This window comes from Methylomonas aurea (assembly GCF_024505045.1).
Classification (GTDB): domain Bacteria; phylum Pseudomonadota; class Gammaproteobacteria; order Methylococcales; family Methylomonadaceae; genus Methylomonas; species Methylomonas aurea.
Window position 1 is genome coordinate 150,433 of record NZ_JANIBM010000001.1, and the last position, 16,002, is coordinate 166,434.

The 16,002-nt window shown below is 56.0% G+C and carries 17 protein-coding genes and 1 riboswitch; of the genes, 7 read left to right on the forward strand and 10 right to left on the reverse strand.

Going from position 1 to position 16,002, the window contains the following annotated elements; translation table 11 throughout:
- Positions 1 to 222: 222 nt before the first annotated feature.
- From NP603_RS00645 to fabV, 6 genes are all read right to left on the reverse strand, one after another.
- Positions 223 to 657, reverse strand: a complete 435-nt coding sequence (locus tag NP603_RS00645; RefSeq protein ID WP_256608985.1) for a hypothetical protein — start codon at positions 655 to 657, stop codon at positions 223 to 225.
- Between the two features lie 10 nt (positions 658 to 667).
- On the reverse strand, positions 668 to 1,453 hold the full coding sequence (locus NP603_RS00650) for an endonuclease/exonuclease/phosphatase family protein (RefSeq protein ID WP_256608986.1): 786 nt from the start codon (positions 1,451 to 1,453) through the stop codon (positions 668 to 670).
- A gap of 476 nt (positions 1,454 to 1,929) precedes the next feature.
- On the reverse strand, positions 1,930 to 2,235 hold the full coding sequence (locus NP603_RS00655) for an addiction module antidote protein (protein WP_256608987.1): 306 nt from the start codon (positions 2,233 to 2,235) through the stop codon (positions 1,930 to 1,932).
- 3 nt (positions 2,236 to 2,238) lie between these two features.
- Entirely contained in the window at positions 2,239 to 2,535 is a 297-nt protein-coding gene (locus tag NP603_RS00660; protein WP_256608988.1) for a type II toxin-antitoxin system RelE/ParE family toxin, read from the reverse strand.
- A gap of 39 nt (positions 2,536 to 2,574) precedes the next feature.
- Complete coding sequence (trpD, locus tag NP603_RS00665; RefSeq protein ID WP_256608989.1) at positions 2,575 to 3,591, reverse strand: anthranilate phosphoribosyltransferase; 1,017 nt, start codon at positions 3,589 to 3,591, stop codon at positions 2,575 to 2,577.
- 61 nt (positions 3,592 to 3,652) lie between these two features.
- Positions 3,653 to 4,843, reverse strand: coding sequence for an enoyl-ACP reductase FabV (gene fabV / locus NP603_RS00670; RefSeq protein ID WP_256608990.1), 1,191 nt, complete (start codon positions 4,841 to 4,843; stop codon positions 3,653 to 3,655).
- Positions 4,844 to 5,151: 308 nt separating this feature from the next.
- Between fabV and NP603_RS00675 the strand changes: the two genes are divergently transcribed.
- Positions 5,152 to 5,760 (forward strand): discoidin domain-containing protein, encoded by a 609-nt coding sequence (locus NP603_RS00675; RefSeq protein ID WP_256608991.1) that lies wholly within the window; start codon positions 5,152 to 5,154, stop codon positions 5,758 to 5,760.
- Positions 5,761 to 5,942: 182 nt separating this feature from the next.
- Here NP603_RS00675 and NP603_RS00680 read toward each other — a convergent pair whose 3' ends face one another.
- Genes NP603_RS00680 through cyoE form a run of 3 tightly spaced genes read right to left on the reverse strand, consistent with a single transcriptional unit; the run spans position 5,943 to position 9,101 of the window.
- On the reverse strand, positions 5,943 to 7,175 hold the full coding sequence (locus tag NP603_RS00680) for a TIGR03862 family flavoprotein (RefSeq protein ID WP_256608993.1): 1,233 nt from the start codon (positions 7,173 to 7,175) through the stop codon (positions 5,943 to 5,945).
- 40 nt (positions 7,176 to 7,215) lie between these two features.
- Positions 7,216 to 8,214, reverse strand: coding sequence for a glycosyl transferase family protein (locus NP603_RS00685; protein ID WP_256608994.1), 999 nt, complete (start codon positions 8,212 to 8,214; stop codon positions 7,216 to 7,218).
- Entirely contained in the window at positions 8,211 to 9,101 is an 891-nt protein-coding gene (cyoE, locus tag NP603_RS00690; RefSeq protein ID WP_256608995.1) for a heme o synthase, read from the reverse strand. The genes NP603_RS00685 and cyoE overlap by 4 nt, the downstream gene beginning before the upstream one ends.
- 107 nt (positions 9,102 to 9,208) lie before the next feature.
- Between cyoE and NP603_RS00695 the strand changes: the two genes are divergently transcribed.
- From NP603_RS00695 to NP603_RS00715, 5 genes are read left to right on the forward strand one after another with little or no spacing between them, the layout of a single operon-like run.
- Positions 9,209 to 10,579: a M16 family metallopeptidase gene (locus NP603_RS00695; RefSeq protein WP_256608996.1), complete on the forward strand. Its 1,371-nt coding sequence runs from the start codon at positions 9,209 to 9,211 to the stop codon at positions 10,577 to 10,579.
- Complete coding sequence (locus tag NP603_RS00700) at positions 10,569 to 11,867, forward strand: M16 family metallopeptidase (protein ID WP_256608997.1); 1,299 nt, start codon at positions 10,569 to 10,571, stop codon at positions 11,865 to 11,867. Before NP603_RS00695 ends, NP603_RS00700 begins: the two co-directional genes overlap by 11 nt.
- The gene (gene rsmD / locus NP603_RS00705; protein ID WP_256608998.1) at positions 11,867 to 12,433 is read left to right on the forward strand and encodes a 16S rRNA (guanine(966)-N(2))-methyltransferase RsmD; all 567 of its coding nucleotides are present in this window, start codon (positions 11,867 to 11,869) and stop codon (positions 12,431 to 12,433) included. The genes NP603_RS00700 and rsmD overlap by 1 nt, the downstream gene beginning before the upstream one ends.
- A 43-nt stretch (positions 12,434 to 12,476) precedes the next feature.
- A complete protein-coding gene (gene coaD / locus NP603_RS00710) occupies positions 12,477 to 12,962 on the forward strand; it encodes a pantetheine-phosphate adenylyltransferase (RefSeq protein ID WP_140910784.1) in 486 nt (161 codons plus the stop codon).
- 2 nt (positions 12,963 to 12,964) lie between these two features.
- Positions 12,965 to 13,210 (forward strand): YfhL family 4Fe-4S dicluster ferredoxin, encoded by a 246-nt coding sequence (locus tag NP603_RS00715; protein WP_256608999.1) that lies wholly within the window; start codon positions 12,965 to 12,967, stop codon positions 13,208 to 13,210.
- 29 nt (positions 13,211 to 13,239) lie between these two features.
- Here the strand turns inward: NP603_RS00715 and NP603_RS00720 are convergent, their stop codons facing one another.
- Positions 13,240 to 13,686, reverse strand: a complete 447-nt coding sequence (locus NP603_RS00720) for a GNAT family N-acetyltransferase (protein ID WP_256609000.1) — start codon at positions 13,684 to 13,686, stop codon at positions 13,240 to 13,242.
- A gap of 137 nt (positions 13,687 to 13,823) precedes the next feature.
- Positions 13,824 to 14,044, forward strand: a riboswitch (cobalamin riboswitch).
- A gap of 119 nt (positions 14,045 to 14,163) precedes the next feature.
- On the opposite strand from NP603_RS00720, the gene NP603_RS00725 reads away from it, so the two are divergent.
- Positions 14,164 to 15,987, forward strand: coding sequence for a TonB-dependent receptor domain-containing protein (locus tag NP603_RS00725; RefSeq protein WP_256609001.1), 1,824 nt, complete (start codon positions 14,164 to 14,166; stop codon positions 15,985 to 15,987).
- Positions 15,988 to 16,002: the final 15 nt, after the last annotated feature.

Here is a 16,002-nt window from a genome sequence, read left to right on the forward strand (position 1 = left end):
CGCTAGTCGGACCTACGCGGGCTTGCCGCCCGCATGGATTAACGTATCAAATCGATTTCCCGAATCTGCAAGTCGTTGTTTTTACGTTCCAGTAAATTCACCGTAAAAATCCATGTGACACCGGGAACAACAGCGCGTCGGTAATTCGGCATAGATATTTATAATTTCGGGATTATGATTTTATCCGTATGTCCGATTACGCTGCGCTAATCCGACGCGGGCTTATTCTTGAGAATAAATTGCGCGAACAATTGAGATTGCCCGATCGGTTTTAAGGATTTTTGTAATATAATCCACTAGCTCTGTTTCAGTTTTCGCAGAGACTCCAATTAATGGAAAGCCATTGAATTCATGATTGCCGAGGAGTTTTTCCAAGCCGGATTCGGCTAATATTAGTGACTCTGAAGAAATTATGCATGGGTATAGTAGTATAGTATAAAAAGTAGAGAATAAATTGTAGGAGTAGTTTGTATGGTTAGATTTAACTGCAAACCCAAATGCAAATGTACTGTCCATTTGGGTTTTTATTCTTCTTATTTCACCTGTTAGAACTCCTTTGCTTTCCTGTTCTAGTTTTTCTCCGAATTCATCCAAAACTATTTTTGGGGTTCTGATTTTTGGCATTTCAAATATATCGCCAAATAGTTTTTCATTCATTATTATCTCCTTAGATATTTGAAGTCATTAGTATAGGAAGATGATCTGAATATCTCTTGTAATCAATGTTTCCGTCTTTTCTAACCAATTTATGTTTGTCTGCCTCAGTAACGATATGAATGTCTTCATCGCTTATTGAGTCAAGTAATGATGCTGAAAATATAAACTGATCTAGTATGTTCCAGTTTACAACTACATGATCGCTCGATTTATGAAAATAAGTACCATACGGCCTGCTCTTGGCGCCATAAAACCGCCACATTGGGTTGTAAAAATAACTGTATGTTGAGCCCAATACTTTGCGTTTCATTTTTGCTGCAACCAGTCTGTCCCCTGTTGCATTAAAGCAAGCTGCGGCAATAACGCCAGAATCATAAGGGTTCTGATTGAAGTCGCCACATAATATTATGTGATCCAAGTTTTCTCTTTCTCTTATAGCTAAAATATTTGACATCAATGTCTGAGACTCAATCACTCTGGCTTCATTCGACGAGTGCAGAGCTGAGATCATATGCACAAAACAAATCAGAATTCTTCCATTAACTGGGGTGGTAATTAAAACGGAACAATATCTAGCCCCATCATCTACCACTTTAATTATTGAGTTAGAATATTTTGTATATAACACTATGTTGCTAAGACTTTTTAATCTCTTGTACGATTTTATTGAAAATAAGTTATGATCAAAATTTTGGCCTTCAGCAAAGGCGAAAATATCAACATCAAAATGCCTACAAAGATCGAGAGACACTGTCGTTAAATCTTTTCTTTGCAGGTTCCAAAAGAGTATTTTCATTTCCTAATATTCGTCATAGCACGTTGGATGTGCTGAACGAAGTGAAGCGCATCGCATCGGTCGCGATCGATGGCTCTCCTAACGTCGGCAGCATCCTAAAACACCCCATTAAACACTGCTTTGAATTTCACAGGGTACCTTATGGGTAACTGACGTGGTTAATCCCCTGATGCCGCGCCGAGCACCGGAGGGTTTGGACGGATTAGCCCGCAGGGGAAGCGGCAGGGATGCCGCTCGTTTTCGGAGGGCTATGGATAGCCCTTCCGAAAACCCCGTTCAAACCCTTCGGCGCGCAGGATACAAGCGGCATCGGGGTGGCTTTTTCTTTGGGTACTTTCTTTTGGCCAAGCAAAAGAAAGTACCTCGGCTGTCGGGCCGAGACCCGACTTCAATCTATCCGTCGCGATAGCGACACAAAACTTAAGAATACACCACTAACGCCTCAAAATTAGCCACTGTGCTCGCTCAGGCGAATATCAAGCCGCTCTCGTCTGCACCGTCAACTTAACCCCAAGCGCCTTACAAACTTTGGCGATAGTCTCGAAGCGGGGTTGGGCGTCGGCACGCAAGGCTTTATACAAAGCCTCGCGGCTGATGCCGGCGGCATTGGCAATTTCGGTCATGCCTCGCGCTCTGGCGATGCTGCCGAGTGCATGAGCCAAGGCCGCCGGGTCATCTTCTTCCAGAACCACGGTCAGGTATTCGGCAATGGCTTGATCGCTATCCAGATGTTCGGTAATGTCAAACACGGGTAAGTCGGCGATTTTGATTTTTTCATTCATGATTCAGTCCTCCAACAACGCGGCTAGGCACTGAGCTTTGGCAATATCGGCAGCCTGACTGGATTTATCGCCGCCGCCCAGCATCACAATCAACACCTCGCCCCGCTGCACGTAGTACATTCGCCAGCCGGGACCGAAATGTTCACGCATTTCAAAAACACCCTCGCCTACCGCTTTCACGTCGCCGAGATTGCCTTGTTGGGCTTTTTCCAGTCGGCGCGCCAACCGGCGGTGCGTCAATCCATCTTTCAAGCCAAACAGCCATTCGCTGAATGCGGGGAGTTGTTTGATTGTGTACATGCAGAAAATGTAATCGAACGATTACATCACGTCAATACTTTAACCGGTTTCGGAATACCCAATCAAAGCCTCAAATTTCCTCAACGCACTCCCGTCCGCCAACACCTCATGTGCTCGGCAAATGCCGGCATCCAGCGAATCGGTCAGGTCGGCCGCGTAGATTGCCGCGCCGGCGTTCAGAGCGACGATGTCGCGGGCAGGGCCGGATTGGTTGTTCAGCACGGCACGGACAATCGCCAAACTATCCGCCGCACAGCTAATCGACAATGCCGCTAGGCTTGCGCGAGCCAAACCGAATTGCTCCGGCGCGACGGTGTAATTGCTGATAACCCCATGCTTTAATTCCGCGACGTCGGTCGGCGCGGCGATGCTGATTTCGTCGAGGCCGTCTTGGGCATGCACCACCAGCACGTGGCGACTGCCCAGGCGCTTCAAGACTTCGGCGACCGGCACCAGCCATTGTTTGTCGAACACGCCAATCAGCTGGTGCGGGGCGTTGGCCGGATTGGACAGCGGGCCGATCAGATTGAACAAGGTGCGCACGCCCATTTCCTTGCGGGCCTTGACGGTGTGGCGCACCGCGCTGTGGTGCTTGGCGGCAAATAGAAAGCCGACGCCGATGTCGTTGACGCATTGCGCCACTTGCTCGGCCGGCAGCTCCAGATTGACCCCGGCCAGTTCCAGTAAATCGGCGCTGCCGCAGCAACTGGAGACCGAGCGGTTGCCGTGCTTGGCGACCTTGCCGCCGGCTGCCGCAACCACAAAGGCCGCCGTAGTCGAAATATTGAAGGTGTTGGCGCCGTCGCCGCCGGTGCCGCAAGTATCGATGACGTGCTCGCCGTCGATAGGCACTTTGCGCACCAGTTCGCGCAATACGCCGACCGCAGCGGCGATCTCGTCGACCGTTTCGCCTTTACAGCGCAAGGCGATCAAAAAGCCAGCGATTTGGGCGTCGGTCAGTTCGCCGTTCATCATCGCCCGCATCGCGGCGCTCATTTCTTCGGCGCTGAGATCCTGGCGGTCGAGCAGTTTTTGCAGCGTGGTTTGGATAGACATGATTGGCTTCGTGAGGCGTAGGGTACGCATTGCGTACCCTACTGGGTGAGGCAAGGTCAGGTTAACCCATGTTTTCGATCGGCATTTCCGGATTCACGTCGGCGTCGTAATCCACGCCTTCGACTTCGAAACCGAACAACTTCAGGAACTCGTGCTTGTAGCCGGCGAAGTCGCTGAGTTGGTTCAGGTTTTCGCTGGTGACTTGCGGCCACAATTGATTGACCTCGTCCTGCACTTTCGGATCGAGTTCCTTCAAATCGGCGCGCAGGCGGCCTTCGTTGTCCAGAATCGGCGCCTCGTTGTACAGGCTGTCGCGGAACAGGCCATCGACCTGTTCGATGCAACCTTCGTGGGTGCCTTGCGCCTTCATCACTTTGAACAGCAGCGCCAGATACAACGGCATCACCGGAATCGCCGCGCTGGCCTGGGTCACTACCGCCTTCAATACCGAGACGCGGGCATCGCCGCCGATGGCGGCCAATTTGGCGCGGATGTCGATCACGCGTTTATCCAGGTCCTTTTTCGCCGCGCCGATGGTGCCGTCCCAGTAAATGTCCCAGGTAACTTTTTCGCCCAGATAGGTAAAGGCGGTGGTTTTGGCGCCGTCGGCCAGCACGCCGGCCTCGGCCAGTGCATCAATCCACATCTGCCAGTCTTCGCCGCCCATCACCGCCACGGTGTTGTCGATTTCTTCCTGGGTTGCCGCAGTCAAGGTGAATTCCTTGATGATTTCCTTGTCGGTATCGACGCCGTTTTGTACCAAATCCTTGCCGATCGGCTTCAAGGTCGAGTTATGCACCACGCCGGTTTTCGGGTGAGTTCGGCGCGGCGCGGCCAGGCTGTACACCACCAGATCGACTTTGCCCATATCTTGTTTGATGGCATCGATGACACGTTGTTTGATTTCGTCGGAAAAGGCATCGCCGTTGATGCTTTTCGCGTACAAGCCTTCGGCTTTGGCGAATTGGTGGAACGCCGCCGAGTTGTACCAGCCGGCGCTGCCGGGTTTGTCGGCCGTGCCTTCTTTTTCGAAGAATACGCCCAGCGTGTTGGCGCCGGAGCCGAACGCCGAGACGATACGCGAGGCCAGACCGTAGCCGGTCGATGCTCCGAGCACCAGCACGTTCTTCGGGCCGCCCGCGACCGCGCCTTTGGCTTTGACGTAATCGATTTGCTGTTTGACGTTGGCGGCGCAGCCGGCCGGATGGGTGGTGACGCACATAAAGCCGCGTACGCGAGGTTTGATGATCATGGTGCTCCTCAAGTTTTAATTGTTGTTTTGCCGCGCCCGGTGCCGGAACACGTTTGCCGCCCATGATAACAAACCGGGCCGGGATTCGGCAGGTAAGGATTGAAAGTGATGAGGGGGGATTGGCTGGTCGATAGCTCCGATCGGCGCAGCGTAATCGGCGGAACGAAATTAGCGTCGGTACGGTTTCGCTCCGATAAAAGAATCCACGCGGCCTGGACTTCGGAACAATACACTGGCCTTTGTGCTTTGAGAAGAATACCGGCCATAACCCGTTCGCTTTCAATTCGAAATATCTTGAGGAGTATTTGATGCCCAATAAAAACCTTTCATTGATGTTGGCAGCATTAGGTTTAACGCTTGCTGTCGATGTCAACGCTGCGCCTATCATTTCGCCGTTTGCTGCCGATTTGGCTAGCGGCCAGTACAGTGCCGATTTAACCTATCCCGGTACTTCGGCACAGGCAGCGTTCAATGGAGGGGTGTGGAATGCAGGAACCTACGGCAAGCACTGGATCCAGGCGGACATGGGGGCCAGTCAAACGCTGTCGAAAGTGGTTATCACTGCCGCGGTTGCTCCTGCCACTAACGCGCAGTACTGGATTTACCTGTCAAATTCGGCCATAGGCAACAGTTACAACAGCTTAACTCCGGTAGCGACGTTCTCGGACTGGATAGGTACGTCAGGGTTCGGACCGCATTTTGAAACCCACGAGATTGACTTCGCTGCCGCCTCCGGACGGTATTTACAGATAGTTGCCTATGGCGGTAGCAGTTGGACCGCGCTAGGCGACCAGAAACCAAGAGTCGACTGGGTCGAACCGATCTCCCAAGTTCCACTGCCTCCCGCATCGCTGCTGATGTTATCCGGTTTGCTCTATACCCTGAGACGTCGCTTGTTTGTTTCGGCCAAGGTGTAAAGCATAAACCGTTCGAACCACGGACAAGGCCCTGCGGGGCTTTCCCGTGGTTAACCTGTAAGGAAGGTTTCTTTGCTAAATCAATAGCCTGTCGCGGGACCCGGCTCTTGGTAACAGTTTAGGCATTGGCTACCGGCTGCTTGAGGTTACATAAGACCAGGTCGGTAAGCAATATCTTCCGGTCACGCCCGCAACCATTCGACTACCCCAATACCAGTCGACCTTCCACTAGCAAAACAAGCCGTCAGCAAATACCCCCCGGTCGGCGCTTCCCAATCCAGCATTTCGCCGGCGCAGAACGCGCCGGGCAGTTTGCTTAGCATCAGGTTTTGATCCAGTTCGGCGAATTCGACGCCGCCGGCGCTGCTGATGGCTTCTGCGATCGGGCGCGGGCTGCGCAATTGAATGGGCAGGGCTTTGAGCGCGGCGGCCAATTGCGCCGGGTCATTCATTTCGTCGACGGTTAATAGTTCGCGAAGCAGCAGGGTTTTGACGCCGTCGATGCCGAGCCGTTTGCGCAGGTGGTTGCTCAGGCTGTCCTTGCCGCGCGGTTTTGCCAAGCGCTCGACGATGTTTTCCGGGCTGCGATCCGGCAGCAAATCCAGCCACAGCGTCGCCGAACCGGCAGAGGCAATTGCGTCGCGCAGCAGCGCCGACAGCGCGTAGATCAAGCCGCCTTCCAGGCCATAGTCGGCGACGGTCAGTTCGCCTTGCTGGCTGAAAGCTTCGCCGCTTTCGTTGCGAAAAGTTGCGACCACCGATTTGAGCGGTTGGCCGGCGCAGCGTTGGCGGAACACGTCGCTCCAGCGGGTTTCGAAGCCGCAGTTGGCCGGGCGGAGCGGCGACAAGCCGATGCCACGTTCGGCCAGAATTTCGGTCCAGGCCCCGGTCGAGCCCAGTTGCGGCCAACTGCCGCCGCCCAGTGCCAAGACTGTTGCGTCGGCCTGGATCAAACGTTCGCCGTCCGGCGTGGCGAAGCGCAACGCGCCGTCCGCCCAGCCCAGCCAACGGTGGCGCATTTTGAATTGCACGCCATCGCTTCGCAGCCGATGCAGCCAGGCGCGCAGTAACGGCGCGGCTTTCATTTCGGTCGGAAACACGCGGCCGGAACTGCCGACGAAGGTATCGATACCAAGCTGGTTGATCCAGGCCCGCAAATCGTCCGGGGTAAAGGCTTTGAGTATCGGTTCCAGTTCGGCGCGGCGCGCGGCGTAGCGCGACACAAAGGTGTCGAAGGCTTCGGCGTGGGTGATGTTCATGCCGCCTTTGCCGGCCATCAGGAATTTGCGTCCGGCCGACGGCATCGCGTCGTAGACGCTGACCTTGATTCCGGCCTGGCTTAGTACCTCGGCAGCCATCAGGCCGGCAGGGCCGGCACCGACAATGGCGACGCTTGCGCTAGGACCGTCTAACATGTTCAGTTGCGGATTGCGCGTGGGGCGCAAGGGTGGGGTCTTAAAACCGGTTGCGGTCGCGCGCGGCCCAGAATTGGGCGGCCAAGGCTTCGGTCTGCGCTTGATCGTCGGCCTTGCCCAATAATTTCAAGGCGATGGCGGCGGTGCCGATCACGGTGGCCTGGCCGAATTCGTCATCCAGTTCGCCGCGCCAGACTTGGGCCAATAGCTGCGGCTCCAGCGATTCGGCTTTCATGTGGCGGCGTTCGAACAACGCCGGCCAGGTTTCGTCGCTGAGTTCGCCGCCGTGCACGCTTTGCACCAGACACTCGACGTCGGGGTTGCGTTCGGTTTCGCCGCCCTCGCCTTTCAACACCGCCATGTGTTGTTGATCGAGCAGCAGCGCGGCTTTCTGGTGCACCTGGCGGTAGCTGGGATGGAAAATGCCTTGAATGCTGGCGGTGGCGTCGAACGGATTCAATAATCTGACCAAAGTATGTACCGGCGAGCGTAGGCCCATGACCGGCCGCAGATTGATCATGTCGTACAGTTTCGGGCAGATGTGCTCCAGCGACAGGTAGCTGAAGTTGGTGCGTTCGATTTGTTGGCCGGCTTCGGCAATCGACTGGGCGGCGTCGATGCCCAGTGCCCGCAGCACGTTCTCGGTGTACAGCCGGCCCTGAGTATGGCCGCCGGCACCGTGCATGAACACTTTGACGCCGTTTTCGGCCAGCAGCAAGGTGGACAGCAAAAACCACGGCAGGTGTCGGCGTTTGCCGGCATAAGACGACCAGTCCAGGTCCACGGCGACTTTGTTGTCGAAAGCGAAACTTTCCCGCGCCGCCGCAACGAAACCGGCCAATTCCTCGCAGGTTTCTTCCTTGACCCGCATCAGCATCAGGAACGCGCCAAGCTGGATCGGCTCGACCTGGCCGTCGGCCAGGATCATTTTCATGGCCCGGTAGGCTTCGTCCTGCGTGAGCGGCCGGGCGCCTTTTTTGCCCTTGCCGAGAATTTTGATGAATTCGGCGAACGGATGTTCTTCGGTAATCAGCGTCATGAGATGGACAGCGGGAAGTAATGGTCGATTAGCAAGGCGGCGAAGATCAGCATCAAATAGACGATGGAGTAGCCGAAGGTGCGCATCGCGGTTTTATTGTCTTTTTTGCGCATCATCTGGATCGCGTAATAGATGAAGCCCAGACCCAGCAATAACGCGGTGGCCAGGTAAATCAGGCCGCTCATGCCGGTCAGGTAAGGCAGCAGCGTCGAAATCAGCAGCAGAATGGTATAAAGCAAAATTTGCAGGCGGGTGAATTCGACGCCGTGGGTGACCGGCAGCATCGGAATCGATACCTTGGCGTATTCGTCGCGTTTGGCGATGGCCAGCGCCCAGAAATGCGGCGGGGTCCAGACGAAGATGATCAAGAACAGCAACAGGGCGTGCGGATGCACTTCGCCGGTGATCGCCGCCCAGCCCAATACCGGCGGTGCCGCGCCGGCCGCGCCGCCGATGACGATGTTTTGCGGCGTCGCCCGCTTCAGGTAAACCGTGTAGATCAAGGCATAGCCGATCAAGGACAGAAAGGTCAGGAACGCGGTCAGCAAGTTGATTTTGATGGTCAGAATCGCCATCGCGATAAAACCGATCAGGCTGGCGAACACCAGCACTTGCCGGGGTTGCAAATGCCCGGTCGGCAGCGGCCGGTTCTTGGTGCGAGCCATTTCGGCATCGGCTTTCTGATCCAGGAAGTGGTTGATCGCCGCCGCTGACGATGCGGCCAGGCCGATGCCGGCAGTACCGTACAGAAAGTTGGCTAACGGCGGCATGCCGGGGACGGCCAACAGCATACCGACGATGGCGGTAAACACGATCAACGCAACCACTCTGGGCTTGCAGAGCTCGTAGTAGTCTTTCCAGGAAAGCGGGGCGGTGGTGTCTGGCATCGAGTGGCAAATGGATTGGAACGCGTTCAAACATATAGAATAACAGTGAACCAATGATTATTAAAACAATCACAGGCGCTCACCATCTTTTAGTCAACGAGGGATTTATGAAACACAGGCTTGCAGCGCTGGCGCTGCTTTGTCCGGTTGTGCTGGCGCACGCCGAGGACAGTAAGGTGTACGAACATGTTTTCGCTAACGGCTTGAAACTGCTGGTGAAGGAAGACCACCGCTCGCCGGTGGTGGTGTCCCAGGTCTGGTACAAAGTCGGTTCCAGTTACGAGCCGGGCGGCATCACCGGCATCTCGCACATGCTGGAACACATGATGTTCAAAGGCACCGAAAAATATCCGGCCGGCGAGTTCTCCCGCATCATCGCCGAGAACGGCGGCAGCGAAAACGCCTTCACCGGCCAGGATTACACGGCTTATTTCCAGACTCTGGAAAAATCGCGGCTGGAAATCAGCTTCAAGCTGGAAAGCGACCGGATGCGCAACCTGAATCTGAAAGCCGAGGAATTGAAGAAAGAACTGGAAGTAGTGACCGAGGAACGGCGGATGCGCACCGACGACCAACCGCGCGCCAAAGTCCACGAACAATTCATGGCCGCGGCCTTTACCAATAGCCCGTACCAGAATCCGGTGATCGGCTGGCCGTCCGATATCGCCAACTACCAGATAGAAGACCTGCAAGCCTGGTACCAGAAGTGGTACGCGCCGAATAACGCCACGCTGGTCGTAGTCGGCGACGTCGACGCCAAACAGGTCGAAAAGCTGGCCGAACAGTATTTTGCGCCACTGCAACCCAGCACGATCAAGCCGGTGAAACCGCAAGCCGAATCCGAGCAGCGCGGCGTGCGCCGCATCACGGTCAAGGCGCCGGCCAAACTGCCTTACCTGATGATGGGCTACAAAGTGCCGGTGTTGAATAGCGCCAAGCCGGAATGGGAGGCTTATGCCCTGGAAGTGCTGGCCGGCGTGTTGGACGGCGGCGACAGCGCCCGCCTGCCGGCGCGGCTGATTCGCGGCAAGCAAATCGCGGTGTCCGCCGGTGCCGGTTACGATCTGACTTCGCGCTTACCCGAGTTGTTTTTGTTGGAAGGCACGCCGGCCGACGGCAAAACCGTGTTCGACCTCGAATACGCCTTGCTCGACGAGGTGTACCAGTTGAAAAACGAGCTGATCGGCAAGGACGAGTTGCAGCGGATCAAAGCTCAGGTGCTGGCCAGTTCGGTTTACCAAAAGGATTCCAACTTCTACCAAGCCATGCAACTGGGTACGCTGGAAACGGTCGGTTTAGGCTGGCAGCGAGCGGACGAATATGTCGCCAAAATCAATCAGGTTACGGCCGAGCAAGTGCGCGAAGTGGCGCGTAAATATCTGATCGAAGACACACTGACCGTCGCCTATCTCGACCCGCAACCGATCACCGAAGCCGCGAAACCGAAAAAACTGACAGGAGTTCATCATGCGTTTTAATTTAATCGGCTTATTGTTGCTGGCATTCAGCCAATTGGCCTGGCCGGCGGCCAAGATCGAACATTGGCAGACCGCGCAAGGCAGCCGGGTTTACTATGTGCGTACCGCCGGCTTGCCGATGGTCGACGTGCGGGTCGTGTTCGATGCCGGCAGCGCCCGCGACGGCAGCCAGTTCGGCGTCGCAGCTTTGACATCGGCCTTGCTGGACAGCGGCGCCGGCGATTGGAGCGCCGACGATATCGCCCAACGTTTCGAGTCGGTCGGCGCCCAATATTCGGCCGGCGTCAGCGAGGATATGGCTTGGCTATCGATCCGCTCCCTGACCGAGAAGCCGTTGCTTGAAAAGGCGTTGGCCACCTTCGAAACCGTGCTGAGCCGGCCAGCTTTTCGCGAGGACGATTTCCAGCGCGAGAAGGCTCGCACTCTGGCCGGCTTGAAGCACCGGGAAGAATCACCCGGCGAACTGGCCAGCATCGCCTTCGGCAAAGCATTGTACGGCGAACATCCCTACGCCCACCCCGAGACCGGCATCGTCCAGACCGTCGCCGGCTTTAGCGCCGACGATCTGAAAACGTTCTATCAAACTTATTACGTCGCCGCCAACGCCATCGTCGTCATCGTCGGCGACGTCAGCCGGGAACAGGCCGAACAGACTGCCAACCAAGTGCTGGGTAAATTGCCGGTCGGCAGCAAACCGGCGGACATTCCGCCGGTGACGATGCCGAGCCAGGCCAGCACTCAGCATATCGAGTTCCCGTCCACTCAAACCCACGTGCTGGTCGGTTTGCCCGGCACCTACCGCAAGGACCCGGATTATTTTGCCTTGTATGTCGGCAACCATATTCTCGGCGGCGGCAGCATGGTTTCGCGCTTGTTCGAGGAAGTTCGGGAAAAGCGCGGCCTGGCCTACGGCGCGTATAGCGTGTTTGCGCCGCTGTACCGGCAAGGGCCGTTCATGATGAGCTTGCAGACCCGTAACGACCAGACCGAGCAAGCGCTCGGCGTGTTGCGTAAAACCTTCGCCGATTTCCTGGCACAAGGCCCGACCGAGCAGGAATTGACTGCGGCAAAACGGAATATCACCGGCGGTTTTGCGATGCGTTTCGATACCAACAGCAAGTTGAGCGACTACGTGGCGATGATCGGCTTTTACCAGCAGCCTTTGGACTATCTGGATACCTTCCAAACTAACGTGGAAGCGGTCACGATCGAGCAGATCAAGGATGCGTTCAAGCGTCGGGTCAAACCGGAATTGCTGCAAACCGTCACGGTCGGCCAGAAGTCCTGATGGCAAATCAAATCCGCATCATCGGCGGCGAATGGCGTAGCCGGCAAATCGTATTCGACGATGCCCCCGGTTTGCGGCCGACGCCGGCGCGGGTGCGGGAGACCCTGTTCAATTGGCTGCAGGCCGATGTCTACGGCAGCCGCTGCCTGGATTTGTTTGCCGGCAGCGGCGCGTTAGGGTTCGAAGCCGCCTCGCGTGGCGCGAAAGCGGTGGTGCAGGTCGAGGATAACGCCGGCAATTGCAAACGCTTGCGGGAAAATATCGCGCGTCTGGCGACGGACCGGGTTCAGGTGGTGCAGCAGGATGCGGCCCGCTATCTGGCCGGACCGGCGCAGCAATTCGATCTGGTGTTTCTGGACCCGCCGTTCGGCCAAGGTTTATTGGAATCGGCTTGCCGCTTGCTGGAAAGCGGAGGCTGGCTCGGCGCTTACGCAAAAATTTATCTGGAAAGTGAAAAAAACTGGCAAGCCGCAGATTTGCCGGCAAACTGGCACTTGTTGAAGGAAAAGGTGGCCGGCGAAGTGTGTTACCGGCTGCTGCAGCGTCAAGCCGCTGCTTTTGGTTAGGCTAATGGTTTAGAATTAACCCCTTTTGCCGTTTGCCAAGCCAATGAATATCACTGCAATCTATCCCGGTACCTTCGATCCGATTACCAACGGGCATCTGGATTTGATTCACCGCGCCTCAAGGCTTTACCCGCGGGTGATCGTCGCGGTTGCTGTCAGCCGCGGCAAACAGCCGTTGTTTTCGTTGGATGAGCGGGTCGATCTGATTCGGGAGGTGGTCACCGAATTCAGCAACGTCAGCGTGATCGGCTTCGACACGCTGTTGGTGGATTGCGCCCGCCAGCACCAGGCCAGCGTGATCATCCGCGGTTTGCGGGCGGTATCGGATTTCGAATACGAATTCCAATTGGCCGGCATGAATCGCCGTTTGTGCCCGGATATAGAGACCGTGTTTCTGACGCCGGCCGAACAATACGAATTCATCTCGTCGAGCATGATCCGCGAAATCGCCCAATTGCATGGCGATGTCTCCAGTTTCGTGCCCGACTTGGTCAAACAACGTTTAACCGAAAAATTTTCCGAGGAGTAATTATGGCGCTTATCATCAGCGACGACTGCATCAATTGCGATGTCTGCGAGCCGGAATGCCCGAACGGCGCGATTTCCCAGGGCGACGAGATTTACGTGATCAACCCGTCCCTATGCACCGAGTGCATCGGTCACCACGACAAGCCGCAATGCATGGAAGTCTGCCCGGTGGACTGTATCGACAAGGATCCGGACCACGCCGAAGACAAAGACTCGTTGTACCGCAAGTATCTGAAACTGACTGCGTGAGCCTATTCTGCCGGTGCGGCTGCGATGTTCTATGGCAACAGCAGTCGCATCGGCCGCATCGGCGATATTGCAAAGCCGTAGCGCCGGTAAAAACGTTGTCCGGCGCTGTTGTCGGCGTCCGTCAGCAACGTAATGCGCCGGCAACCCTGTTGCTTGGCGAACTCCACGGCATGTTGCAGCAGCGCAGAGCCGATCGCGCCGCCGCGCTGATTGCGATCCACCACCATATCTTCCAGCCAGGCCACGCGCGCGCCCAGCGCCGTCGATACGCTGAACAGCAGATTGACCATGCCCAGAATTTCGCCGTCGCGACGCGCCACGAAAATCCGCCCCAGTGCCGGTTCGGCAATGATTTGACTCAAGCCGCGGCGTTGCGCAGTTTCATCCGCGACAAATTCGGCTTCCTGTTCGAATAATTGCGCCAACAGGCGGCACATTGCCGGAATATCGGCCTCGGTGGCGGTAACGATTTGCATACTCTGATCTCCTGCTTAAACCCATAGTCTTGTCGAGTCTAATCCAGGCCGTCGCCCGACGGTACTGTTGGCTGATCGCTGTTCGGTCTATGCCGTTTCGGCGGTTTGCCTTGCCGGCCCAATCCCAATCAACTACAATCCCCGACCTTCTTTCAGGTGTTGGTGCCGAATCTCGGCCTAACTTAAACAGGAAGTCGGTGCGGCAAATTTCGTTTTGCCCATGCCGACGCTGCCCCCGCAACGGTAGATAAGTAAAGATCCGCGCTTTTTGCCACTGTGCGTTTGCATGGGAAGGTGCGCGGTTCAGGCCATCAAGCCGCTTATGAGCCCGGAGACTGGCCCGGAAGATCATTCGAGACAGCGGAGGGCTGTTACGGAATGGTCAGAGCCTGCGCCTAGCCCCAACTCCGCCTATTCTCTCGCCGATATCTCCTCTGTCGTTTTTTACCCGGATGCGCGGTGGGCGCAGAGGACATTATGCAAAAAAAATTGATCATGGCTTTGCCGCTGGCCGGCATGAGCGCGTTTGTACCCGGCTTCGCCGACGACCAAGCCGCCAATTTAGCCGAGACCGTGGTGACGGCGACGCGGTCGGAACGCAACCAAACCGAACTGGCGACCGCGACAACGATTTATACCCGGCAGGATATCGAACGCTTGCAGGTCAGAACTTTGCCGGAGCTACTGAAGGGCTCGACCGGCATCGACATGGTGCAGAGCGGCGGTTACGGTAAGGACACTAACGTGTTCATGCGCGGTACCAATTCCGATCACGTGCTGGTATTGGTCGACGGTATCAAGGTCGGTTCGGTGACGACGGGCACCACGCCGTTTCAATTTATTCCGGTGGATCAGATCGAACGGGTCGAGATCATTCGCGGGCCGCAATCCAGTTTGTACGGTTCGGAAGCCATTGGCGGCGTAATTCAGATTTTTACCCGTAAAGGCGGCAATAGCGAGCGGCCGAATATCGCGCTGGAAGCCGGTGGCGGTTCTTACGATAGCTACAAAGGGTCCGCGGCAATCAACGGCAAGTGGGGGCAGGCCTGGTATAGCTTGGGCGCGTCCCAGTTCGGCAGCCAGGGCATCAACGCTCAGAGCCGCACCACAATTGCCAACGGCTTCAACCCGGATCGCGACGGCTACAACAACACAGGCTTGAATGCCAAGGCCGGCTATCGCTTCGCTAACGGCGCCGAGGTCGAGGCATTCTTGCTGCGCGCCGAGGGCGAAACCGAAATCGATAACTCGACTAGCAGCACGACGCTGTTCGTCAACCAAACGCTCGGAGCCTCGGCCAGCGCAGACATCAACGACGTCTGGCGTTCGACTTTGCGGGTCGGCCAAAGCGTGGACGATGCCGACCAGTTCCGCCATTCCGGAGCATTCGCCAGTAACTTCGATACCACCCGTTGGAATGCAAGCTGGCTGAACCAGCTCAATCTGCATAAAGACCAGCAACTGACCTTGGGAGCGGATTACCGGCTGGACGAAGTCCAAAGCACGACGCGTTATGCGGAAAATTCGCGCTACGATGTCGGCGGTTTTATCGAATTGCATAGCCGCTGGTTCGAGCGGCATTTCACCAATGCCTCGTTACGCTGGGACGAAAACCAAGCCTTCGGCAGCAGTCTGACCGGCAATTTCGGCTGGCGCTTCAACTGGGACCACGGCTTGAGCGCTTTCGCCAGCTTCGGCAACGGATTCAAGGCCCCGACCTTCAACCAGTTGTATTTTCCCGGCTTCGGCAATCCCAATCTGCAGGCGGAGCAATCGACCAATTTCGAAGGCGGCTTCGCCGGCAACCATGGCTGGATGCAATGGGAAATTCGCGCTTACCACAGCAACATCGATAATTTGATCGTATTTAGCGGCCGGCCGTTGACGGCGCAAAACATCGGCAAGGCGCAGATTGATGGCATCGAGGCGGAAATCTCCGGCGACTTACTCGGTTGGCATAACAAGTTGAGCATGAATCTGCTGACGCCGAAGGATCGGGCCAATAATTTGCGGTTGCCGCGGCGGGCCACGCAGACGCTGTCTTATGACATTTCGCGCAGTTTCGCTGCGTTCGACGTCGGTGCTGCGGTGCTGGCGCAGGGCGAGCGCTTCGACAATACCGCCAATACCGTCCGCCTGGGGGCTTTCATGACGATCGATCTTCGTGCCGCTTACCACGTCGATAAAAATTGGATGTTGAGCGCCAAACTCAATAATATGCTCGACCAGCAATATCAAACCGTCAACACTTACAACAATTTCGGTAGAAATTTCTTTTTCTCTATCCATTACAATTACTGACCTTTTTTTCGGAGA